This window comes from Amycolatopsis lexingtonensis, assembly GCF_014873755.1.
Lineage (GTDB): Bacteria > Actinomycetota > Actinomycetes > Mycobacteriales > Pseudonocardiaceae > Amycolatopsis > Amycolatopsis lexingtonensis.
Window position 1 is genome coordinate 7825520 of the sequence record NZ_JADBEG010000001.1, and the last position, 22378, is coordinate 7847897.

Consider the following 22378-nt stretch of genomic DNA (forward strand, 5'->3'; position numbering starts at 1 on the left):
GGCATTCACGGCCATCAGGAAGCCAGGTAGGCCTCGATCGCCGCGGCGATCGAGGCGGCGAAGCCCTGCCGGCCCTCCGCGCTCGTCATCCGGGCCGCTTCGGCCGCGTTGCGCATGTTGCCGCACTCCACCAGGGCCGCCGGCCGCGTCGACAGGTTCAATCCGGCCAGGTCCGAGCGGGCCGACAGGCCGTTGCCGCCGATGTAGTTCGACGTGCTGAAGCCGCCCGTGCGCATCGTGTCGCGCAGCACCTCCGCCAGCCGCAAAGAAGGCGCGCCCTGTGCGGCGTTCAGCGGCGGGGACGAATACGCGACGTGGAAGCCGTTCGCGCCGGCCGCGGTCGAGCCGTCGGCGTGGATCGACACGACGGCGTCCGCGTTCGCCTCGTTGCCGATCGCCGCGCGGCGGTCGACGCAGGGGCCGACGCCCGTGTCGTCCTGTCGCGTGTAGACGACCCGGATTCCCTTGCCGGTCAGCACATCCCCGACCCGCCGGGCGACGTCGAAGGTGAACGCGTGCTCCGGGTAGCCCGCGTTGGTCGCGGTGCCGGTGGTGTTGCACGGCTTGGTCTGCCCGCGCCCGGCGGGCACCGGGCGGTTGATCTCCGCCGGGTGGGACGCGTTGCCGCCGTTGTGCCCCGGATCCAGCACGACGACCTTGCCGGACGCCACGACCGGCGGCGGGGCGGACGAGGACGGCGGGGGTGGCACCGACGACGGAGGCGTCACCGTCGTCGGGGTCGGCGTGATCGTCCGCGTGGTCACGGGAGCGGGTGCCGGGGCCGCCGGGGTGTCGCCGGAGCAGCGCGTGAGCAGCAGGGCACCGGCCAGCAGGATGGGGACAATCGCGCGTCGCACGGCGACCACGGTGCCACAGCCCGGCACCCCGCGTGGCGCGACTACCCTGGTGGGGACACAGGCGTGCAGAGAGGACCGAGTGCGATCATGGTGCAACCCGGCGGTGGCTTCGACATTTCCCAGCTGATGCAGCAGGCCCAGCAGATGCAGCAGAAGCTCGTCGAGGCCCAGGAAGAGCTCGCCAACACCGAGGTCACCGGCAGCGCCGGCGGCGGGCTGGTCACCGCGACCGTCTCCGGTGACAGCCAGCTGAAGAGCCTGCAGATCGACCCGAAGGTGGTCGACCCCGACGACGTCGAAACGCTGTCCGACCTGGTCGTCGCGGCCGTACGGGACGCGTCGGCGAACGCGCAGAAGCTCACCGAGCAGAAGCTCGGCCCGCTGGCCAACGGGCTCGGCGGCGGTGGCGGCATGCCGGACCTCGGCAGCCTCGGCTTCGGCGGCTGACGAACTTGTACGAAGGTGTCGTCCAGGACCTGATCGACGAGCTCGGGCGGCTGCCCGGGGTCGGGCCGAAGAGCGCCCAGCGGATCGCGTTCCACCTGCTGGCCACCGACCCGGCCGACATCGGGCGGCTGCAGGACGTGCTCGGCAAGGTCAAGGAAGGCGTGCAGTTCTGCGAAATCTGCGGCAACGTCTCCGAGCAGCCGACCTGCCGCATCTGCCGCGACGAGCGCCGCGACCTCACGGTCATCTGCGTGGTCGAGGAGCCGAAGGACGTCCTGGCGGTCGAGCGCACGCGCGAGTTCAAGGGCCGTTACCACGTCCTGGGCGGCGCGCTCGACCCGTTGTCGGGCATCGGCCCGGAGCAGCTGCGGATGCGCGAGCTGCTCAAGCGGATCGGCGAGGCGGACATCAAGGAGATCATCATCGCCACCGACCCGAACACGGAGGGCGAGGCGACGGCGACGTACTTGGTCCGCATGCTGCGGGACTTCCCGGGCTTGAGCGTGACGCGGCTGGCGTCGGGCCTCCCGATGGGCGGCGACCTCGAGTTCGCCGACGAGCTGACGCTCGGCCGGGCGCTTTCGGGCCGCCGCGTGCTCTAAGGCACGTCGAAGCGGCGCAGGTCGTACAGGTCCATCAACCTGATCACCTTGTTCGCGTACTCCGGGTCGGTGGCGTACTTCCGCGCCACCGCCCGGACGAACGCGTCCGGGTCGTCGCGCACCGGCAACGCCGCCGCGTAGTTCGACGACGTCGTCAACAGCCGCCCGTAATCGCGGAACGAGTCGGAAACCGACGCGTACGAGCGGAAAAACGCATCCACCGGGTGGCACGGCGACGGAACGCACTCCGTCGTCGGATACCGGGCGCACCGCACCGCGATCGGCCCCGGGCTCGTCGGCGTCACGCACTTGAAGCCGAAGTGGTTCAGTTCGTTCACCGACAGCCTGCTGCGGCCCCAGTTCGACTCCAGGATCGACTGCGCCACCGTCACCGATGCCGGGATGTCGTACGCCGCGTGGATCGCCCGCGCGATCGGGCCCGCCTCGCCGACGTACGCTTCCTGGAAGCCCGAGGAAAGCGCATCGTCCCGCACCGACGCCTGGTCGATGGGCGGCGGGACCACCGCCAGCAGCGCCGCCAGTCCGATGTGGATCATGGGGCGAAAGCTGCCCGATCGCCGCCGAAGCGGCGACCGGGATCACTCCAACGGGACTCTCAGCAGTAGCCGAGCTGGGCGAGGGTGTCCACGATGATCTCGGACGGGTGGTACTTGTCCATCCAGGACTCGCCGCGCCGGTTCTGGTACGTGTCGAGGAAGTTCTGCAGCTTGTCGCCGCGCATCTCGGTCAGCACCACCGTTTCGCCGAGGTGCTGCGGGGTCTCCGTGCGCTCGCGGTGCACCGCGCACGGCAGGCCGAGGTAGTAGCACTCCGCCGAAAGACCACCCGAGTCGGTGACGACGTACTCGGCGCGCGCGACCAGCGGCAGGAACTTCAGGTAGCGCATCTTCGGCTGCACGATGAACTGGTCGTCGAAGATGTTCCCGATGCCCAGCGCGCGGATCTTCTCGCGCTCCGGCGCGCCGGCCATGTACAGGATCGGCATCTTGCGGCTCTGCTCGCGCAGGATCTCCAGCGCCTCGCGGTACTTGTCCGGGCGCGAGACCAGCTCGAAGCGGTGCAGCGTGGCCAGGCCGAACTTCTCCGGCAGGTTCGGCACGTCCAGCGGTTGGTTGATCGCCAGGCGCATCGCGTCGATCGCCGTGTTGGCTTCGGTGTCGACGACGACGCCGCGGGCGTTGCGGAGGTTGTTGACCTCGCGGATGCTCGGCGCGAAGTGGATGTCGACGATCTTCGCCGCGATCTTGCGGTTCAGCTCCTCCGGCAGCGGCGAGAGGATGCTGCCCGAGCGGGCGCCCGCCTCGACGTGGCCGACGCGGGACTTGAGGATCCGCTTCCCGATCAGCGAGCCGTACGGCGTGGTGAACGTGTCGCCGTGCACCAGCACCAGCGGGGGACGGCCGTCCTCGGTCAGCGCGGCGCGCAGCTCGTGGCGGCGGCTCCAGGCGGTCCGCAGCACCTGCGCGGCCCAGCCGGGCACCTGCGCCGGCGACTCGAGGTTGTGGGCCTTGTCCTCCGGCACCAGCCAGACGTCGGGCTCCGGCATGTCGAGGTCCGCCAAAACGTCCGCGACCTCGTCGACGTGCTGGGCGGTGAACCAGATCTTCGGCCGCATCCCGCGCTCGCGGATCCCGTGGTACACGGGCGCGATCTTGATCAGTTCCGCGGTGGTGCCGAGAATGAAGGAAATCACCAGAGGAGCCCATTTCGGATCGGGTGCGGTGGCGTAAGGATACTGGCCGACCCCTCGCGGGGGCCGCCGGGTAGCCTCGGCACGGTGAGTGCGAACCCGCTCCTCCCCTCGCTCAGCGTCGTGATCCCGGTCTACAACGAGCAGGACTGGATCGAACGCAGTGTCGGCGCGCTGCTCGCTTCGGCGTCGGCCGCGAGCTGGCCGATCGAGGTCGTCGTGGTGGACGACGGCAGCACCGACGCCACGCCGTCGCGGCTCGACGACCTGCGCGAACGCCACGGCATCACGGTGCTCAGCCAGGCCAACGCCGGCCGGTTCGAGGCCAGGAGCGCGGGCATCGCCAAGTCGTCCGGCGAATGGATCGCGCTGCTCGACAGCCGCGTCATCGTCGACGAGCACACCCTGACGTTCCTGCGCGACCAGCTCGTGGACCACCCCGAGCGCGCGGTCTGGAACGGCCACATCAACGTCGCCTCCGAGCACAACCCGTACGCCGGTTTCATGGCCGGGCTGGTGAAGGTGCCGTGGCGCAAGTACTGCGCGAACCCGCGGCTGATGTCGTACGGCATCGAGGAGTTCGACGTCTACCCGAAGGGCACGACGTTCTTCTGTGCCCGCCGCGGCCTCCTCGAAGGCTCGGTCACGGCGTTCGCGTCGCTGTTCGACGACATCCGCTTCGCCAGCGACGACACCCGCATGTTGCGGTGGATCGCCGAGCGCGAGCGGATCTGGCTGGCCCCGGAGCTGTCGGCGACCTACAACGGGCGCGACTCCTTCAAGAAGTTCACGCAGCAGGCGTACTTCCGCGGCACGACCTACGTGGACTCCTACATCGCTTCGCCCGGCCCGGCCCGCAACGCCCTGTTCGGCGCGCTCGCGGCCGGCGTCATCGGGCTGGCCTTCGCGGCGAAGAAGCCGAAGACGACGCTGGCCGCCGGCGTGCTCGGCGCGGTCGCGGCCGGCGAGGTCGTCAAGAAGTGCGGTGCGACCGGCCCCGAAGCCCGCGCGGTCACCAAGCTGCTGCCGGTGTTCGCCGGCGGCTTCGGCGCGGGGGTCCTGCGTGGACTGGCCATGGCCGTGCGGACCAAGCTCCGCCGCCGATGAGCAGCGCGGACGTGGAAACCCCGGCCGCGACGAGCAGCGGACGCACCACCGCGGGCAGCCTCGGCGGCTCGCTGATCGTCTCGATCGGTCTCGGCTACGTCCTCACGGTCGCCTGCCAGCGCCTGCTGTCTCCGCAGGACTACGCCGTTTTCGTCACCTTCTGGGGCCTGGTGATGGGCCTCGGCAGCACGCTCTCGCCGCTGGAACAGGAGCTTTCGCGCCAGTCCGCCGTGGCCGCGCTGACCGGGGGCAGGGCGGGCCGCCCGGCGCTGCGCGCGGTCGCCGTCGGCATGCTGGTCGCGGCCGCTTTTTCGCTCGCCCTGCTGATTCCGCCGGTCAACGAGAAGCTGTTCCACGGCGACTGGTCGCTGGCCGTGATCGTGCTGTGCGGCGGCGTCGCCTTCGCCTGCCAGTTCGGCACGCGCGGGCTGCTCATCGGGCAGCACAAGGTGAAGGCCTTCTCGCTGCTCGTGGTCGCCGAACCGGCGATCCGGGCGCTGGTACTGGGCGTGCTGGTCGTCTCGGTCGCCTACAACGTCGTTTCGCTGGCCGTCGCGGTCGCCGCCGGGTCGTTCGCCTGGCTGCTGTTCGCCCGCCCGGCCCGGCAGCTGCTCGACGTCCACGTCGAGGGCGACGGCTGGGGCGTCACCGGCCGCCGGATGGGCATGCTGCTGGTCGGCGCGGCGCTGACGGCCGCGGTCATCACCGGCTACCCCGCGCTGGTCGGCCTGCTCGCTCCGGGCGGCGACGGCGACCGCGTCGGCGCCCTGTTCGCCGCGCTGGTCATCGCGCGCCTGCCGCTGACGCTGATCGGGCCGGTGCAGTCGCTGGCCGTGCCGTTCGTCGTCCGGCTCTCGGTCACCGAGGAAGGCCGCCACCGGCTCCGCCGCGTGCTGGCCCTCGGCGCCGCCGCGGCGCTGGTCCTGGCCGCGCTCGGCGCGCTGGTCGGGCTGTGGCTCGGGCCGTGGGCGGTGCGGTTCGTCAGCGGGCCGAAGTACGACATCGACGGCTGGTCGGTCGCCGGGCTCGTCTGGTCGTCGGTGCTGCTGGTGCCGATGCAGCTGCTCACGGCCGTGCTCGTGGCCCGCACCCAGGCCCGGCTCGTGCTGCTCACCTGGGCCATCGTCACCGGCACCGCGTCCCTGCTGCTGGTGCTGCTGCCCGGCGACACCGTGTTCCGCGCGGTCGTCGCGCTGGCCGCGGCGCCGACGCTGGGCCTGGCCGTGGTGCTCGCGTTCGTTCTCCGGAAAGCACCGGAAACGGTTCCGGGGACAACCCCGGGCACCGGTGGAACGTCTTCGTAGCGGCCCAGTAAGGTGCGATGCGAACCCGCCGGTGGGGACGGGAAACGGCGTGAAACGCCGGTAAGGTTTGGACTGCGAATTCGATGAACGTGCTACTCGTTTTGCTCGCGTTCTGGTTGCCGGGTCTGGTGTTCGGTGCCGCGATCCGCCTGCGCGGCTGGACGCTGGCCGCCGCCGCGCCGATGCTCACCTTCGGCCTCGTCGCCATCGGCATCCCGGTGCTCGGCAAGTTCGGCATCCGCTGGTCGATGCTGAACGTCACGCTCTGGACGCTCGTGCTTTCGGCCGTCGGGTTCGCGCTGGCCTTCGCCGTGACCCGGTCCACGCGCCGCCGCCACCCGGACTGGGAAGAGCCGGAGCGGCCCGAGCGCAGCGTCCGCGACCACGTCCTGATCGGCCTCGGCGTCCTCGCCGGCACCGGCATCGGCACCGTCACGTTCCTCCGCGGCATCCGGAACGTCGGCAACGTCCAGCAGGGCTGGGACGCGCCGTTCCACGCGAACCTGGTCCGCTGGATCGCCGAGCACGGCGACGCCCGGCCCTCGACCGTCGGCACCATCGCGAACCTGCCGAACGAAACGCACTACTTCTACCCGGACACCTACCACGCGCTGCTCGCCCTGGTCTTCGGCAAGGGTGGCCTGACGATCATGCCGACGCTGAACCTGGCGGCGCTCGCGGTCGTGCTGACCGTGCCGCTCGGCGTCGCCGCGATGTGCCACGCCTGGCGGATGCCCCCGATCGGGGTGGCTTCGGCGGCCGCGGTGTCGGCCTGCTTCACGGTCTTCCCGTACGACTCGCTGTGGCGCGGCCCGCTGTGGCCGTTCGTCGCCGGTGTGGCGTTGATCCCGGCCATGCTCGCGGTCGCCCGGCACCTGCTGGAGCCCCGCGGGATCGCCGGCCCGGTCGCCATCGGCGTCGGCGTCGCCGGGCTCGCCGGCCTGCACACCAGCGTCGTGTTCGTCGTCATCGTCTACTTCCTGCTGATCCTCGCCGCGGTGGTGTTCCGCTTCGAGGCGATCACCTGGCGCCGCTCGCTGCCGTCGCTGATCGCGACCGTGGTGCTGGCCGCCGCGCTCGGCATCCCGGTGGTGCTCCCGTCGCTGTACAACGCCGGCGGCGTGACCAGCGCGTACTGGGCGAACGAAGCGACCGTCAGCGGTGCGGTCGGCGAGACGATCACGTTCTCGCCGATGGCCGCGTTCCCGCAGTGGTGGATCGGCGTCCCGGCGATCATCGGCGTCTTCCTGCTGGTGAAGCACCGCCGGATGCTGTGGATGGTCGGCGCGTACGTCGTGCTCGGCGGGCTCTTCGCCGCGACCGTGTCCCTCGAAACCGACCTGGTGCACACGCTCAGCAGCCCGTTCTACAACGACAACTGGCGGGTCGCGGCCCTGGTGCCGCTGGCAGGCTGCGTCGCGTTCGGCGAGTTCGTGCACACGGCGTCCGGCTGGTTCGCCGAGAAGGTCGCCCCGCGCCTGCCGAACCTCAAGCCCGCCACGCTCACCCTGGTCGGCGTCGTGGTCTTGGCGCTGGTCGTCGGCGGGCTCAGCCGCGGCGGCTACATCGGCCGCAACGCCGCCCGCCTGCAGCTGAACTACAGCGGCGGCCCGACGGTCAGCAAGGACGAAGAGGCCGCGTTCACCTGGCTCGCGCAGCACACCGCGCCGGGCGAGCGCGTGCTGAACGACAAGGCCGACGGCTCCGTCTGGATGTACGCGCTGGCCGGCGTGATGCCGACGCAGTGGAACTTCTACGGCGCCGAGTTCGACACCGACGCGGGCTACCTGAGCGTCTTCGCCAACGACGTCGAGAAGTACCCGAAGGTGCGCGAGCTGCTCACCGACCTGAAGGTCCGGTACGCGTTCGTCGGGGCGGGCAAGGTGACCCCGACGACGCAGAACGACGTCGGTCTCCAGCACCTCGACACCAGCCCCGGGTTCAAGCTGGTCTACCGCAACGCGGGCGCGAAGATCTACGAGATCGAGGGCCAGCAGGGCGTCGTCGCGGCCGGTGCCGCGCCCGGGTCCGCGGCCGGTAACGGGCAGTGAAAGGCTAGAGTGATCGCGTGTCCACCACCTCCGTGACCAGCCGCCGGGTGCTCATCGTGATGCCCGCGCTCAACGAATCGGCGAGCGTCGCTTCGGTCATCGCGCAGGTCAAGCGGGCCTTGCCGGACGGCGATCTGCTGGTCGTCGACGACGGCTCGGTGGACGACACCGCCCAGCTGGCCCGTGCGGCCGGCGCCGAGGTGGCCCGGCTCGCGGTGAACCTCGGGGTCGGCGGCGCGATGCGCACCGGTTTCCGGTACGCCGCCGCCCGCGGCTACGACGTCGTCGTGCAGGTGGACGCGGACGGCCAGCACGACCCGGACGAGCTCGACGCGCTGCTGCGCGGCCTGGACGACGCGGACATCGTGATCGGCTCGCGGTTCGCCGGCAAGGGCGCCTACAAGGCCAGCGGGCCGCGCAAGTACGCGATGGTCGTGCTGTCGCTGGTGTTCTCGCGGCTGGCGAAGACCAAGCTCACCGACGTCACGTCGGGGTTCAAGGCAATGGGCCCGCGGGCGATCCGGCTGTTCGCCGGCTACTACCCGGCGGAGTACCTGGGCGACACGGTGGAGTCGCTGGTCATGGCCATCCGGGCCAAGCTGACCATCAAGGAGATCCCGGTCATCATGCGCGAGCGCGCGGGCGGCACGCCCAGCCACTCGCCCGTCAAGTCGGCCGTCTACCTGGGCCGAGCCGGGCTCGCGCTGCTGCTCGCGCTGGTCCGCCGCCGCCCGGCCGTCGACTCCTCAGACTCGGCTTAAGGAGCTACCGAAGATGGTCGGTTGGCGCATCCTCAGCATCGTCATCGCCTGCCTGGTGCTGTTCGTCGTCATCGAGATGATGCGGCGGCGCAAGCTCCGCGAGAAGTACGCGGGCGTGTGGCTGATCGTCGCCATCGGCGTCGTGGTCCTGGCCGTGGTCCCCTCGGCCGCGGAGTTCCTGGCCCGGCTGACCGGGGTGGAAACCCCGTCGAACTTCGTCTTCCTCCTGGCCGGCGTCGTGCTGGCGCTCGTGTCGCTGCACCTGTCCACCGAGGTCGGGCACCTCGAGGAAGAGGTGCGCACGTCGGTCGAGGAGATCGCGCTGCTGCGCTGCGAGCTCGAAGACACCCGGCGCGACCTGGAGCGGCGGATCGCCGGGCTCGAGGCCCGCGTGTCGGCTCCCGACGACGTCAAAGGGCTCCCGGAGGTCGAGCGCGTCAGCAAGTGACGCCCTGGTCGAAGCCCTGCTGGCCGCTCCGGCCCGGCTGGGCGGGGTCCGAGTGCTCGCGATCGACGGGCCGTCGGGAGCGGGGAAGTCCACGCTGGCCGCGCGGGTCGTCGCCGAGCTGCGCGCCCGCGGGTGCCGCACCGAGCTGATCAGCACCGACGCCTTCGCCACCTGGGACGACCCGGTCGCGTGGTGGCCGGAGCTCGTCGACGGCGTCCTGCGGCCACTGGCCGAAGGCGTTCCGGGCGCTTACCGGCGCATGGACTGGACCACCGGGGTTCCCCGCCCGGGTGAGCTCGTCCGGGTGACCGTGCCGGACGTGCTGGTGCTGGAAGGCGTCTCGAGCGGCCGGGCTTCGGCAAGAACCCTGCTTTCGCACCTCTGCTGGGTCTCCGGCGGCCCGGAAAGCGAGCGGCTGCACCGGACCGTCACCCGGGACGGCGCGGCCGCACGGGCCGATTTGGCGCGCTGGCAACGGTTCGAGCGCGGCTGGTTCGCCGTCGACGGCACCCCCGGCGCGGCCGGAACCCGACTTTCGTAGGGAACGGACCGGTCACCCTGCGTGGCCGAACGATCCGGATCGATCCAGCGAGCCATCACGACGGGCCTGACATAGGTACCGCCATCTGAGTTAGTGATCGGGTACCGGGCGCATCCGTAACGCCGAAACGGTCACATTCTGTCGTGATTTACGGACACATTGCGGTCAAATCGACGCCCACGTAGCGCGATCGTAACCTCACGTGCTTAAGTGCGGGCCGAGTTCCCGCTAGTGTCGGCGAGCACACCGATCGTCCGTCGAGTTCCTGACCGACCGGACGGTGACTTTGAACCCGAAACATCTCCCAAGGGGTGCCAGATGCAGCAATTGCGGCTGACCCGAACACGCCGCGTGGCCCTGATCGGGCTCGCCGGCGCGCTCGCGGTTTCGCTGTCCGCCTGTGCGGAATCCAAGCGTGAAGAAGGCGCCGGGGGTGGTACCGGGGGCACGATGATCTTCGGTGCGGCCGGCAACCCGAAGCTGTTCGACCCCGCGTTCAACGACGAGGGCGAGACCTTCCGCATCACGCGGCAGATCTTCGACACGCTGATCCAGAACAAGCCGGGCACCGCTGACCTCGAACCCTCCCTCGCCGAGAAGTGGGAGTCGAGCAACGAGGGCAAGACCTGGACGTTCTCCTTGAAGTCGGGCGTCAAGTTCTCCGACGGCACCGCGATGGACGCGACGGCGGTCTGCGCCAACTTCGACCGCTGGTTCAACATGAAGGGCGCCGCCGCCCAGAGCCAGATGATCTACTACGGCGACGTCTTCGAGGGCTTCGCCAAGAACGAGGGCGACGCGGCGGGCGACCCGGTCTACAAGAGCTGCGAGGCGAAGGACCCGACGACCGCGGTCCTCAACCTGAACAAGGCCAAGGGCGCGTTCCCGGCGGCGTTCACCCTCCCGTCGTTCGCGATCCAGAGCCCGACGGCGATCAAGCAGTACAACGGCGACACGGTCACCCAGAGCGGCGACTCGTTCACCTACAGCGAGTACGCGAACAAGCACCCGGTCGGCACCGGCCCGTTCAAGTTCGAGAGCTGGGACCAGGGCAAGGGTGAGATCACCCTGGTGCGCAACGACAGCAGCCCGTCCCCGGCGAAGCTCGACAAGCTGATCTTCAAGGTCATCCCGGACGAGAACGCCCGCAAGCAGGCGCTGAAGGCCGGCGACATCAACGGCTACGACTACCCGAACCCGGCGGACTACGGCCTGCTGCGCAACGACGGCGAGCAGGTCCTCATCCGCCCGTCGTTCAACGTGCTGTACCTGGGCATCAACCAGTCCGGCCCGAACGCGGCGAAGCTGAAGGACCCGCGGGTCCGCCAGGCGCTGGCCTACGGCATCAACCGCGAGCAGTTCGTGAAGTCCAAGCTGGCCGAGGGTTCCGAGGTCGCGACCGAGTTCGTCCCGAAGGTCATCTCGGGCTACACCGACGACGTCACCAAGTACCCGTACGACCAGCAGAAGGCCAAGGACCTGCTGAAGCAGGCCGGTGCCGAGGGCATGACGCTGAAGTTCTACTACCCGACCGAGGTCAGCCGCCCGTACATGCCGAACCCGGCGGACACGTTCACGGCGATCTCCGAGGACCTGAAGAAGATCGGCGTCAACATCGAAGCCCACGCCGAGCCGTGGAACGGTGGCTACAAGGACGACGTGCAGAAGTTCGGCAAGCAGGACCTGCACCTGCTCGGCTGGACCGGTGACTACAACGACGCCGGCAACTTCGTGGGCACGTTCTTCGGCCGCGAGAAGAAGGAGTTCGGCTTCAACAACCCCGAGCTCTTCTCGGCCCTCGCCGCCGCGGACGCTTCGCCCGCCGGCGACGCGCACGCCAAGGCGTACCAGGAAGTGAACAAGAAGATCATGGACTTCCTCCCGGCGGTCCCGATCGCGTACCCGACGCCGGCCATCGTGGTCGGCCCGAAGGTCAAGGGCCTGGTCGCGAGCCCGCTCACCGATGAGCGCTTCAACACCGTGACCGTGAGCTGATTGCTGGATTTCAGCCAAAGGCAAGGGGTGGGTGCTACCGCGCCCACCCCTTGCGCCTGATCCCGGGCTGGCGACAAAGGACTGCACGTGCTCCGTTTTCTCGTGCGTCGGCTGCTACAAGCGATCCCGACGCTCCTCATCCTGTCCATCCTGGTCTTCGCATGGTTGCGTTCCCTGCCCGGCGGCCCCGCAGCCGCGCTGCTGGGTGACAAGGCAACGCCCGAGAAGATCGCCGACCTCAACCACGTACTCGGGCTCGATCAGCCGATCATCCTGCAGTACTTCGGGTTCCTCGGCCGCGCCTTCACCGGCGACTTCGGCAACTCCCTGGTCTCGACCCAGCCCGTCATGGGCGAGATCACCACGTTCCTGCCGGCGACCATCGAACTCGGCCTCACGGCCATGATCATCGCGATCGTCATCGGCATCCCCGCGGGCTACCTGTCGGCCCGTTACCGCGGTGGGCCGGTTGACAACGGTGTCATCCTGCTGAGCCTGATCGGCGTCGCGGTGCCGGTCTTCTTCCTCGGCTACATGATGCAGGACCTGCTGGCCTCGCCGCTGGGCCTGCCGTCGCAGGGCAGGCAGACGACCGGCCTCGACGCCACCGCCATCACGAACTTCGCGATCCTCGACGGCATCATGACGAGCGAGTGGGACGCCGTCTGGGACGCGATCCGGCACCTGATCCTCCCCGCGTTCGCGCTGGCCACGATCCCGCTCGCGGTGATCACCCGGATCACGCGCGCGTCGGTGCTCGAGGTGCTCAACGAAGACTTCATCCGCACGGCCAACTCGAAGGGCCTCACGCAGCAGGTGGTCCGCCGCCGGCACGTGCTGCGCAACGGCCTGCTGCCGGTGGTCACCACCATCGGCCTGCAGACCGGCGCGCTGCTCGGCGGCGCGGTGCTGACCGAGCGGGTGTTCAACTTCCGCGGCCTCGGGTTCCTCCTGGCCGAAGGCATCGAGCGGCGTGACTACCCGCGGCTGCAGGCGCTGCTGCTGTTCGGGGCCGTGGTCTACGTCCTGGTGAACATGCTGGTCGACATCTCGTACGGGATCATCGACCCGAGGGTGCGTGTGCGATGAACACTCTGCTCAACAAGAAGAAGGAACCGATCGACAAGCTCGCCGCGGCGAGCGGGCGCAGCATCGGCGGCGAAGCGTTCCGCCGGATGCTGCGCAGCCCGGTCGCGATCACCGGCGGGGTCATCACCGGCCTGTTCTTCCTCCTGGCGATCTTCGCGCCGCTGCTCGCGCCCAAGGACCCGCTCGACCGCTCGATGCAGGACCAGGTGCAGCTCGGCCGGGGCATCATCCCCGGCTCGATGCCCGGGTACCCGCTCGGCGTCGACGACTTCGGCCGCGACTTCCTGTCCCGGCTGATCGTCGGTGCCCAGCAGACGCTGATCGTCGGCGTGCTCGCCACGCTGATCGGCGTGCTGCTCGGGGTCATCATCGGCGGCGTCGCGGGCGCGTTCGGCGGCTGGGTCGACACCGTCCTCATGCGACTGGTCGACGTCATGCTGTCGTTCCCGTCGCTGCTGCTGGCCATCTCGATCGCGGCGCTGTTCGCGAAGCCGAGCCAGTGGACGGTCATCCTGGCCGTGTCGATGGTCGGCGTGCCGATCTTCGCCCGGCTGCTGCGCGGTTCCATGCTGGCCCAGCGCGACGCCGACCACGTGCTGGCGGCGACGTCGCTGGGCGTGAAGCGCGGGACGATCGTGTTCCGGCACATGCTGCCGAACTCGCTCGGCCCGGTCATCGTGCAGGCGACGCTGACCCTGGCGACCGCCATCCTCGAGGCCGCGGCGCTGTCGTTCCTCGGTCTGGGCGACCCGGACCCGTCGCGGGCGGAGTGGGGGCTGATGCTCGGCAAGGCCGCGCGCCAGTTCCTCGACATCCGCCCGGAGCTCGCGTACTACCCGGCCATCGCGATCATCGTGGTCGCGCTCGGGTTCACGCTGCTCGGCGAGTCCCTCCGCGAAGCCCTCGACCCGAAGAACAGGCGGTGAGAACCCATGGCACTCCTTGAAGTCCGCGACCTGACGGTCAACTTCGTCCGGCGCGGCGAAAAGTCGTTCACCGCGGTGGACGGCGTGAGCTTCGACGTCGAGCCGGGCCAGACGGTCGGCCTGGTCGGCGAGTCCGGCTGCGGCAAGTCCGTGACGTCGCTGGCGATCATGCGGCTGCTCGCCCGCCGCGGCAACACGGTCAGCGGTTCGGTGCGCTTCGAAGGCACCGACCTGCTCACGCTGTCCGACAAGGACATGCGCGACCGCCGCGGCCGCGACCTCGGCATGGTGTTCCAGGACCCGCTGTCCTCGCTGAACCCGGTCATCCCGATCGGGCTGCAGATCACCGAGGTGCTGGAGCGCCACCGCGGGATGTCGCGCAAGGCGGCGTCCGTCGAAGCGGTGGACCTCCTCGACAAGGTCGGCATCCCCGACCCGTCGCGGCGGCTCACCGAGTACCCGCACCAGCTCTCCGGCGGGATGCGGCAGCGCGCGCTGATCGCGATCGCGCTGGCGTGCCGGCCGCGGCTGCTCATCGCCGACGAGCCGACCACGGCGCTGGACGTCACCATCCAGGCGCAGATCCTGGCGCTGCTGCGGGAACTGGTGCAGGACACCGGCACCGCGCTGATCATGATCACGCACGACCTCGGCGTCGTCGCCGGGCTCTGCGACGAGGTCAACGTGCTCTACGGCGGCAAGATCGTCGAGCGCGCGCAGCGGCACCAGCTGTTCGCCGAGCCGCGGCACCCGTACACGCACGGCCTCCTCGCCTCGATCCCGCGCCTGGACGCGGGCCGCGGCGAGAAGCTGGTCCCCATCCGGGGCTCGGTGGCCGACAACATCCCGTGGGACAACGGGTGCGCGTTCGCACCGCGCTGCCCCAACGCGGTGCCCGCGTGCCGCGAGGTCCAGCCGCAGCTGGTCCCCGACCGCGGCGGGCTGCTGCGCTGTCACAACCCCGTGCGGCCGCCGGTCGCGGCGGGAGGAGGAACCCGATGACCCGTCCTGCTGGTGACGTGCTGCTCGAGGTCAGCGACCTCAAGGTGCACTTCCCGATCAAGCGCGGCATCGTGATCGACCGGACGGTCGGGCACGTGTTCGCGGTCGACGGCGTCGACCTGGCCATCCGCCGCGGCGAAACCTACGGCCTGGTGGGCGAATCCGGGTGCGGCAAGTCCACGCTGGGCCGCGCGATCCTCCGCCTCAACGAGCCGACCGCCGGCCACGTCGTCTTCGACGGCACCGACGTCGCGGCCCTGAAGGGTGAGGAACTGCGGAAGGCCCGGCGCCGGATGCAGATGATCTTCCAGGACCCGCTGTCCAGTTTGGACCCCCGCCAGTCGGTGGAATCCATTCTGCTGGAAGGCATGCACGCGCACGGGCTCGACAAGGACAAGGAAGCCACGCAGCAGCGGCTGCGCCAGCTGCTGTCCGCGGTCGGCCTGCCGGAGACGGCGCTGCGGAAGTACCCGCACGAGTTCTCGGGCGGGCAGCGCCAGCGCATCGGCATCGCGCGGGCGCTGGCCGTGGAGCCGGACCTGATCGTCGCCGACGAGCCGGTGTCCGCATTGGACGTTTCGGTGCAGGCGCAGGTGGTGAACCTGCTGGAGGACCTGCAGGACCAGCTCGGGCTGACCTACCTGGTGATCGCGCACGACCTCGCGGTGGTGCGGCACATCTCCGACCGCATCGGCGTGATGTACCTGGGCGCGCTGGTCGAGGAGACCGACGCGGACTCGCTGTACCGCGAGCCGCTGCACCCGTACACGCGGGCGTTGCTGTCGGCCATCCCGGTGCCGGACCCGCAGGTCGAGGACACCCGCGAGCAGATCCTGCTCGCCGGTGACCTGCCTTCGCCGGCCAACCCGCCGTCGGGCTGCCGCTTCCACACGCGCTGCCCGTGGCGGCAGGAGCGCCTGTGCGACACCGATCGCCCGCAGCTGCGTGAGATCGGGAGCGGGCACCGGGTGGCGTGCCACTACGCGGAGGACATCCGCGACGGGCGCATCCAGCCGCACGAGGTGGAGCCGGAACTGGTGGAGCTCACCGGTGCGCTGAACCCCGACCTGGGCCCGCCGGACGTCGGCACGTCCGCCGAAATCCTCTGACCGGAGCTTTCACGTGAAAGTGACCTGGAGGTGCCTCCTCCACGTCACTTTCACGTGAAAGTGACGCATCAGGGCTTGAGGTCGAGCGCGGCGCTCATCGTGCCGTCCATGTAGAACGGCGTCGAGTCGTGGACGTGGGCGATCCGCCACTCGCCGTCCTCCCGGCGGAAGCCCGTCGTCGAGCGGAACCAGAGCTCGAACTTCGCCGGCATCCCCTTCGGCGTCGTCGACAGCCGGGTGAGGGAGTGGCTGAAGGCGACGTCGCCGCCGACGGTGACTTCCAGGTCGCGGACCTCGTACTCGATCGGGCCGTCGAAGCTCGCGAACCAGGCCTTGCGCGCCTCGACGTCTTCGCCGTGGTGCGCGAGCGGCGGGGCCAGGGTGTAGGCGAGCAGCTCCGGCACGCACTGCGCGGCGAGCGCCTCGGCGTCACGTTCGGTCATCGCCTTGGCGCGGGCGGCCACGAGTTCGCGAATCAGCTTGTCGTCGTGCTCGGTCATGCCATCCTCCTGAGGTGGTGGTGCCTGCCTGTCGAAGGGGACGTAGGCGCCACCGCGCGGATTTCGACATCGGGCGGGAGGCTTTTTTGAAGTACGTGGTGTTGATCTACGGCAACCCCGAGTCCCGCGCGGCCTGGGCGGGCATGACCGAGGAGCAGCGCGCGGCCGGGCTCGCGTACTACCGGCAGCTCAACGACGACCTCGACGCGTCCGGCGAGCGCATCGTTTCCGAGCGGCTGGCGTTCCCGGAGGAGACGAAACAGGTCCGCGCCGGCGAGAGCGGAGTCCTGACGACCGACGGCCCGTTCGCCGAGGCCAAGGAGTTCCTCGCCGGCTTCTACCTGCTGGACTGCGAGAGCCTCGAGCGCGCGACCGAAATCGCCGGCCGCATCCCGGAGGCGTCGTTCGGGGTGGTCGAGGTCCGGCCGGTGATGGGGCTGCGGTGAACGCCGAGCTCCTGCGTTCGCTGGCCCCGCAGGTCCTCTCGGCGCTGGTCCGGCGCTACGGCGACTTCGATGCGTGCGAGGACGCGGTCCAGGAGGCGCTGCTGGCGGCGTCCCAGCAGTGGCCGTCGTCGGGGCTGCCGGACAACCCGAAGGCCTGGCTGATCACCGCGGCCTCCCGCCGCCGCATCGAGCAGCTGCGCAGCGAGACGGCCCGGTCCCGGCGGGAAGCGGCGGTGGCGCTCGCCGAACCCCCGGACCCGGAGCCGGCCGGCGTCGACGACACGCTGACGCTGCTGTCGCTCTGCTGCCACCCGTCGCTCTCGCGGCCGTCGCAGGTGGCGCTGACGTTGCGCGCGGTCGGCGGCCTGACGACGGCGGAGATCGCGCGGGCGTTCCTGGTCCCGGAGGCGACGATCGGCCAGCGAATCAGCCGCGCGAAGCGGTCGTTGCGCGGCGAGCGGTTCGTCGCCGCGGGGTCGCCGGCCCAGGTGCTGGAGGTGCTGTACCTGATCTTCACGGAGGGCCACACGGCCAGCTCCGGCGCCGAGCTGAACCGCGTCGAGCTGACGGCGGAAGCGATCCGCCTCACCCGGCAGCTGCGCTCGTCGCTCCCGTCGGACGGCGAGGTGACGGGCCTGCTGGCGCTGATGCTCCTGACGGACGCCCGCCGCCCGGCGCGCGTGTCGGCGTCGGGCGAGCTGGTACCGCTGGCTTCGCAGGACCGGTCGTTGTGGGACCGGGCGGCCATTTCGGAGGGGATCGCGCTGATCGAGGGCGCGTTGTCGACGTCCCCGGTCGGCCCGTACCAGCTCCAGGCGGCGATCGCGGCGGTGCACGCGGAGGCGGCGTCGGCGGAGGCGACGGACTGGACGCAGATTCTTACGTTGTACGACCTGCTGCGGGTGGTGGCGCCGGGGCCGATGGTGACGTTGAACCGGGTGGTGGCGTTGGCGCAGGTTTCGGGTCCTTCGGCGGGTTTGGCGGAGCTGGCCGCGGCGGCTTCGGATCCGGCGTTGGCTTCGCACCACCGGGTCGAGGCGGTGCGGGGGCACCTGCTGGAGATGTCGGGGGATGCGGCGGGGGCGCGGGAGGCGTACTTGGCCGCGGCGGAGCGGACGTTGAGCCTGCCGGAGCAGGGGTACCTGCGCTCCCGGGCAGCCGCTTTGGGCGGCGGCTGAGCGGTGCGGGCGGTTTCCGTGCCCACTCAGGTTTCCGGTGTCGGTGCCGGTGCCCTGCGGTCTTGCGGCGTCGGCGGGTGCGGTGAGGTCTTGAATGACTCATTCAGGACCGCCGAAGACCTGAAGGAGTCATTCAAGACCTTTGCCGAGGCGCTCGTACTCGAGCCGAGGGCCGAGGGCCGAGGGCTGCCCAGCAGTGCCGTGATGTCGCGAATGAGTCATTCGCGACCTTCGCGAAAGCCCGCCCCGGCAGAGCCCGCCCTCCCAAGGGGGCCATCCCCGTTCCAGCCTATCGCCGCACCCCGACAAAACCGTCCCGCTCCCCGAGTTGTCCACATGGGGGTGAACCCTGTGGACAACCCAGGCGGCGGACCCGCCCCTCCTGCGGGAAGATCGACCCCATGCAGGTCACCGTGCTGGGCGCGGCCGGACGAACCGGCTTCCACGTAGTCCGCCTGCTCGCCGCGCGAGGGCACCGGGTCAAAGCCGGGCTCCGCAGCCGGAAACGGGCCGAACTCCTCCGCGGCATCGGCAACGCCGAACCCGTGCTCGCCGACGTCACCGCCGATCCGGACGATCTCGTCGAGGTCCTCAAGGACTCCGACGTCGTCATCAACGCCATCGGCGCGCCCGATCCCGAACCCGAATCGGTGAACCTCGTCGACCGCGACGGCGCCATCACGGCCATCCGCGCCGCCGAACGGGCCGGGGTGCCGCGCTACGTCCAGCTCTCCGCCCAGTTCGCCGATTCGCCCGATCAGGGCGATCGGCTCGTCCGGTCGATCCTCCTCGCCAAGCAGATCTCGGACAGCGCCCTCCGGAAATCGGCGCTGACCTGGACCATCGTCCGGCCCGGGACGCTCACCGACGGGCCCGCCCACGGCCGGGTCAAGGTCGCCGGGCACCTCGAAGCGGGGCACATCACCAGGGCGGACGTCGCCGCCGTGCTCGTCGGGACGCTGGCCGAGCCGCTCACCGAAAACCGCGGGTTCGACGTCGTTTCCGGGGATTTCCCGGTCGCCCCGGCCCTCGCCGCACTCGGCTGACCCCGACTTGAGGAGGACCCCCGGCAATACCTGAGTAGGCCGCCCCGGGCGCCTCGCCCCCGGTACTCTGCGAAAAGCAGATTCCGGAGTACCAGGGGGTACGAGCAGTGCACATCGACCAATGGCTGGAGGCGATCCCGCCGCTCTCGGTGTACCTGATCGTCGGCGCGGTGATCATGATCGAGAGCCTCGGCATCCCGCTCCCCGGCGAAATCGTGCTGGTCAGCGCGGCCTTGCTGGCTTCGACCCACGACACGCTGAGCCCGCTCTGGATCGCCGTCCTCGCCAGTGCCGGCGCCATCATCGGCGACAGCATCGGGTATTTCATCGGGAAGACCGGTGGGCAACGCCTGTTCGCCTGGGCCGGCCGGAAATTCCCGAAGCACTTCGGCCCGACGCACCTCGCCAACGCCGAACGCATCTTCGACAAACGCGGGGTGTGGGCCGTCTTCCTCGGCCGCTTCATCGCGTTCCTGCGCATCCTCGCCGGCCCGCTGGCCGGGTCGCTGCGCATGCACTACCCGAAGTTCCTGCTGGCGAACGCGGCCGGCGGCATCGTCTGGGCCGGCGGCACCACCGTGCTCGTCTACTACCTCGGCGTCGTCGCCGAGGAGTGGCTCGGCCGGTTCTCCAAGTTCGGCCTGGTGGCCGCGGTCGTCATCGGCATCATCGTCTTCTTCGTCATGAAGAAGCGCCTCGGCCGCAACCACGAGGGCGAAGAAGAGACCCCGAAGCAGGAGGAGACGGCGGCCTAAACCGCCACCAGCTCCGGCTCGGGCTTGCGCGTGAACCGCAGCGAGCCCAGCAGCACGCCGGCGATCACGACGGCGGCCGCGCCGATCTCCAGCCCGGTCGGCCGCTCGCCCAGGAACGTGAACGACGCCGACAGCCCGACCACCGGCACCAGCAGCGAGAACGGCGAAACGACGCCGGCCGGGTTCCGCCGCATCAGCGTCGTCCACAGGCCGGAGCCGACGACGGTGCCGATCAGCACGACGTAGGTCAGGCCGCCGAGCGCGGTCAGCCCGGTCGGGGTGCCCAGCGTGGTCAGCGAACGCCACTGGGCGGCCGGGCCCTCCATGACCAGCGAGAGCGCGAACATCGGCAGCGGCGGCACCACCGACATCCACAGCGTGAAGTGCAGCGGGTTGTCCGGCTCCGCCCGGCGCGTGCTCAGGTTGCCGAACGCCCAGCTCAGCGCGCCCAGCAGGGTCAGCACCATCGGCAGCAGGGCGGCGTGCCCGGACTGCTGCCACGCGATCGCGACCATCCCGGCGACGGCGAGCGCGATGCCGGCCAGCTGGTGCGGCGTGACGCGTTCGCGCAGGAAGACGGCGCCGAGCAGCACCGTGAACGGCGCCGACGCCTGCAGCACCAGCGACGCGAGCCCGGTCGGCATCCCGGTGTCCATCGCGATGAACAGGAACGCGAACTGCCCGGTGCCGAAGCCGAGGCCGTAGCCGAGCAGGTACCGCACCTTCACCTTCGGCCACGGCACGAACAGGATCGTCGGCACGGCGATGACGGCGAACCGCAGCGCGCCCGCGAACACCGGCGGGAACTGGCCGAGCGTGGCGTGGATGGCGAGGAAGTTGAGTCCCCAGAGGACGGCGACGAGCACGGCGAGCAGACGGTCACGAGCGGGCATGCCTCCACTCTGACAACGCCGACCGTGAAGGACCAGCGAGAATATCTGCAGGAACCTTGTAGCGCCGCTTCACATAGGCTGGGCCCGTGGATCTGGGTCGCCTGCGCACGCTGCGCGAGTTCGCCGACCGCGGGAGCGTGACGGCGGCCGCGCGGGCGCTGCACTGCACGCCGTCGGCCGTCTCGCAGCAGTTGCGCGCGCTGCAGGGCGAGGTCGGGCTGCCGCTCACCGAGCCGGCCGGGCGGGGGCTGCGGCTGACCGACGCGGGCCGCGCGCTGGTCGCCCGCGCCGACGAGGTGCTGGCCGCCCTCGAGCGGGCCGAGTCCGAATTGGACACCTACCGCAGCGCGCCGCGCGGGCGGGTGCGGCTGGCGATCTTCCAGTCGGCCGGGCTGATGCTGCTGCCGGGACTGCTCACCCGCGTCGGCGGCTACGACGGCCTGGATGTCGACGTCCGGGACGTCGACATGACGCCGCCGGAGGTGCCGGGCCTGGTCGCGGACTACGACGTCGTCGTGGCGCACCGGGACGAGCACGCGCCGGAGTTCGACCACGACCGCCTGGACGTCGTGCCGCTGCTGCGCGAGCCGCTCGACGTCGCGCTGCCGGTCGGGCACCGGCTGGCGGCCAAGCGGCGCGTCGACCTGGCGGAGCTGGCCGACGAACGCTGGATCGGCGTCGACCACGGCTTCCCGGTGGACGACGTGCTCCGCTCGCTGACCATCCGCACCGGCGTGCGGCCGGTCGTCGTCCAGCGGATCAACGACTTCCGGATCACCGAACGGCTGGTCGCGGCCGGCCACGGCATCGCGCTGGTGCCGCGCTACACGATCGACACCCGTCGCGGCAGCGGCCTGGTCAGCAGGCCGCTGGCCGGGATCCGCGCGGCGCGGCTGGTCGAGGCGGTGTGCCGCACCGGCGCACTTCAGCGCCCCGCGGTGGCCAAGGTGATCGAAGAACTGGCCGCGGAGGTCGCCCAGCTCACCGCTTGAAGCCGCGCAGGTAGGCCAGCGCGATCCCCAGCGCGTCTTCCAGCGCCGTGAGGTCGTGCCGGATGTGCGCCAGCAGCAGTCCACCTTGGACGGACGTCATCGCCGCCTGCGCCAGCCGGGCCGGATCGGCGTCCGGCGCGAGCTCTCCCTTGTCCCGCAACGTGGTCAGCCCGCGCTCCAGGTGGGACTCCCAGGTCCGGTAGGCCTGGTCGACCAGCGGCGCGAGCTTCGGGTTGTCGCCGACTTCGCCGGCGAGGTTGCCCAGCGGGCAGGCGATCGGCCCGCCCGCGCGGCGGTGGACGTCCAGCAGCTGCTCGGTCCACGTCTCGAGGTCGGCCCACGAGGCCAGCGTGAAGATCGCCGGCTGGTTGGCGAGGATCTGCTCGAGGTACCGGTCGATCACGGCCCCGACCAGCTGTTCCTTGTTCTTGAAGTAGTGGTACATCTGCGATTTCCCGGCCCCGCTCGCGGCGAGCACCTTGTCCACGCTCGTGCCCGCGACGCCGTCGACGTACATCAGGCCCGCCGCCGCGTCCACGATCGCGTCCCGCGTCCGCTTGCCGCGCGGGGTCGAGGCTGCCGCTTGCGTCTCCATGTACTGAATAGTACAGTTCGGCT

24 protein-coding genes are annotated in these 22378 nt (G+C 70.4%); 18 read left to right on the plus strand and 6 right to left on the minus strand.

The window, feature by feature from the left end:
- Positions 1–14: 14 nt before the first annotated feature.
- The gene (locus H4696_RS36240; protein WP_338078710.1) at positions 15–866 is read right to left on the minus strand and encodes an N-acetylmuramoyl-L-alanine amidase; all 852 of its coding nucleotides are present in this window, start codon (positions 864–866) and stop codon (positions 15–17) included.
- Between the two features lie 78 nt (positions 867–944).
- Between H4696_RS36240 and H4696_RS36245 the strand changes: the two genes are divergently transcribed.
- Together H4696_RS36245 and recR are read left to right on the plus strand one after the other, a co-directional pair.
- A complete protein-coding gene (locus H4696_RS36245) occupies positions 945–1304 on the plus strand; it encodes a YbaB/EbfC family nucleoid-associated protein (protein WP_086864816.1) in 360 nt (119 codons plus the stop codon).
- A gap of 5 nt (positions 1305–1309) precedes the next feature.
- A complete protein-coding gene (recR, locus tag H4696_RS36250; RefSeq protein ID WP_086864817.1) occupies positions 1310–1906 on the plus strand; it encodes a recombination mediator RecR in 597 nt (198 codons plus the stop codon).
- On the opposite strand, the gene H4696_RS36255 is transcribed toward recR, so the two are convergent.
- Positions 1903–2463, minus strand: coding sequence for a glucosaminidase domain-containing protein (locus H4696_RS36255; protein ID WP_086864818.1), 561 nt, complete (start codon positions 2461–2463; stop codon positions 1903–1905). The two genes, recR and H4696_RS36255, sit on opposite strands and share 4 nt — an antisense overlap.
- A 59-nt stretch (positions 2464–2522) precedes the next feature.
- A complete protein-coding gene (locus tag H4696_RS36260) occupies positions 2523–3620 on the minus strand; it encodes a UDP-N-acetylglucosamine 2-epimerase (protein ID WP_086864819.1) in 1098 nt (365 codons plus the stop codon).
- 84 nt (positions 3621–3704) lie between these two features.
- Here H4696_RS36260 and H4696_RS36265 point away from each other — a divergent pair, with 84 nt between their 5' ends.
- From H4696_RS36265 to H4696_RS36315, 11 genes are all read left to right on the plus strand, one after another.
- The gene (locus tag H4696_RS36265; protein ID WP_086864820.1) at positions 3705–4724 is read left to right on the plus strand and encodes a glycosyltransferase family 2 protein; all 1020 of its coding nucleotides are present in this window, start codon (positions 3705–3707) and stop codon (positions 4722–4724) included.
- A complete protein-coding gene (locus H4696_RS36270) occupies positions 4721–6028 on the plus strand; it encodes a lipopolysaccharide biosynthesis protein (protein ID WP_086864821.1) in 1308 nt (435 codons plus the stop codon). Before H4696_RS36265 ends, H4696_RS36270 begins: the two co-directional genes overlap by 4 nt.
- 83 nt (positions 6029–6111) lie before the next feature.
- On the plus strand, positions 6112–8079 hold the full coding sequence (locus H4696_RS36275; protein WP_192782725.1) for a DUF6541 family protein: 1968 nt from the start codon (positions 6112–6114) through the stop codon (positions 8077–8079).
- Between the two features lie 59 nt (positions 8080–8138).
- Complete coding sequence (locus H4696_RS36280; protein ID WP_086862207.1) at positions 8139–8840, plus strand: glycosyltransferase family 2 protein; 702 nt, start codon at positions 8139–8141, stop codon at positions 8838–8840.
- Positions 8841–8853: 13 nt separating this feature from the next.
- Positions 8854–9288: a DUF2304 domain-containing protein gene (locus H4696_RS36285; RefSeq protein WP_086862205.1), complete on the plus strand. Its 435-nt coding sequence runs from the start codon at positions 8854–8856 to the stop codon at positions 9286–9288.
- Between the two features lie 52 nt (positions 9289–9340).
- A complete protein-coding gene (locus H4696_RS36290; protein WP_249027075.1) occupies positions 9341–9829 on the plus strand; it encodes a uridine kinase family protein in 489 nt (162 codons plus the stop codon).
- A gap of 318 nt (positions 9830–10147) precedes the next feature.
- Positions 10148–11824, plus strand: coding sequence for an ABC transporter substrate-binding protein (locus H4696_RS36295; protein WP_225955893.1), 1677 nt, complete (start codon positions 10148–10150; stop codon positions 11822–11824).
- Between the two features lie 87 nt (positions 11825–11911).
- Positions 11912–12913, plus strand: a complete 1002-nt coding sequence (locus tag H4696_RS36300; protein WP_086862203.1) for an ABC transporter permease — start codon at positions 11912–11914, stop codon at positions 12911–12913.
- Complete coding sequence (locus H4696_RS36305; protein WP_086862202.1) at positions 12910–13839, plus strand: ABC transporter permease; 930 nt, start codon at positions 12910–12912, stop codon at positions 13837–13839. Before H4696_RS36300 ends, H4696_RS36305 begins: the two co-directional genes overlap by 4 nt.
- 6 nt (positions 13840–13845) lie before the next feature.
- Entirely contained in the window at positions 13846–14841 is a 996-nt protein-coding gene (locus tag H4696_RS36310) for an ABC transporter ATP-binding protein (protein ID WP_086862201.1), read from the plus strand.
- On the plus strand, positions 14838–15950 hold the full coding sequence (locus H4696_RS36315) for an ABC transporter ATP-binding protein (protein WP_086862200.1): 1113 nt from the start codon (positions 14838–14840) through the stop codon (positions 15948–15950). The genes H4696_RS36310 and H4696_RS36315 overlap by 4 nt, the downstream gene beginning before the upstream one ends.
- 68 nt (positions 15951–16018) lie before the next feature.
- Here the strand turns inward: H4696_RS36315 and H4696_RS36320 are convergent, their stop codons facing one another.
- Positions 16019–16450, minus strand: a complete 432-nt coding sequence (locus tag H4696_RS36320; RefSeq protein ID WP_086862199.1) for a nuclear transport factor 2 family protein — start codon at positions 16448–16450, stop codon at positions 16019–16021.
- 86 nt (positions 16451–16536) lie between these two features.
- Between H4696_RS36320 and H4696_RS36325 the strand changes: the two genes are divergently transcribed.
- The 4 genes from H4696_RS36325 (at position 16537) to H4696_RS36340 (ending at position 19875) form a co-directional block, all read left to right on the plus strand.
- Positions 16537–16896 carry a YciI family protein gene (locus H4696_RS36325; RefSeq protein ID WP_086862198.1) on the plus strand — a complete coding sequence of 120 codons (360 nt, stop codon included), beginning with the start codon at positions 16537–16539 and terminating at the stop codon, positions 16894–16896.
- The gene (locus H4696_RS36330) at positions 16893–18074 is read left to right on the plus strand and encodes an RNA polymerase sigma factor (protein WP_086862197.1); all 1182 of its coding nucleotides are present in this window, start codon (positions 16893–16895) and stop codon (positions 18072–18074) included. Before H4696_RS36325 ends, H4696_RS36330 begins: the two co-directional genes overlap by 4 nt.
- 401 nt (positions 18075–18475) lie before the next feature.
- Positions 18476–19120: an SDR family oxidoreductase gene (locus H4696_RS36335; protein WP_086863563.1), complete on the plus strand. Its 645-nt coding sequence runs from the start codon at positions 18476–18478 to the stop codon at positions 19118–19120.
- A 107-nt stretch (positions 19121–19227) separates the two neighbouring features.
- The gene (locus H4696_RS36340) at positions 19228–19875 is read left to right on the plus strand and encodes a DedA family protein (protein WP_086863562.1); all 648 of its coding nucleotides are present in this window, start codon (positions 19228–19230) and stop codon (positions 19873–19875) included.
- On the opposite strand, the gene H4696_RS36345 is transcribed toward H4696_RS36340, so the two are convergent.
- The gene (locus H4696_RS36345) at positions 19872–20768 is read right to left on the minus strand and encodes an EamA family transporter (RefSeq protein WP_086863561.1); all 897 of its coding nucleotides are present in this window, start codon (positions 20766–20768) and stop codon (positions 19872–19874) included. The two genes, H4696_RS36340 and H4696_RS36345, sit on opposite strands and share 4 nt — an antisense overlap.
- Before the next feature lie 86 nt (positions 20769–20854).
- Here H4696_RS36345 and H4696_RS36350 point away from each other — a divergent pair, with 86 nt between their 5' ends.
- A complete protein-coding gene (locus H4696_RS36350; protein WP_086863560.1) occupies positions 20855–21760 on the plus strand; it encodes a LysR family transcriptional regulator in 906 nt (301 codons plus the stop codon).
- Here the strand turns inward: H4696_RS36350 and H4696_RS36355 are convergent.
- Positions 21750–22355: a TetR/AcrR family transcriptional regulator gene (locus tag H4696_RS36355; protein ID WP_086863559.1), complete on the minus strand. Its 606-nt coding sequence runs from the start codon at positions 22353–22355 to the stop codon at positions 21750–21752. The genes H4696_RS36350 and H4696_RS36355 overlap by 11 nt on opposite strands.
- Positions 22356–22378: the final 23 nt, after the last annotated feature.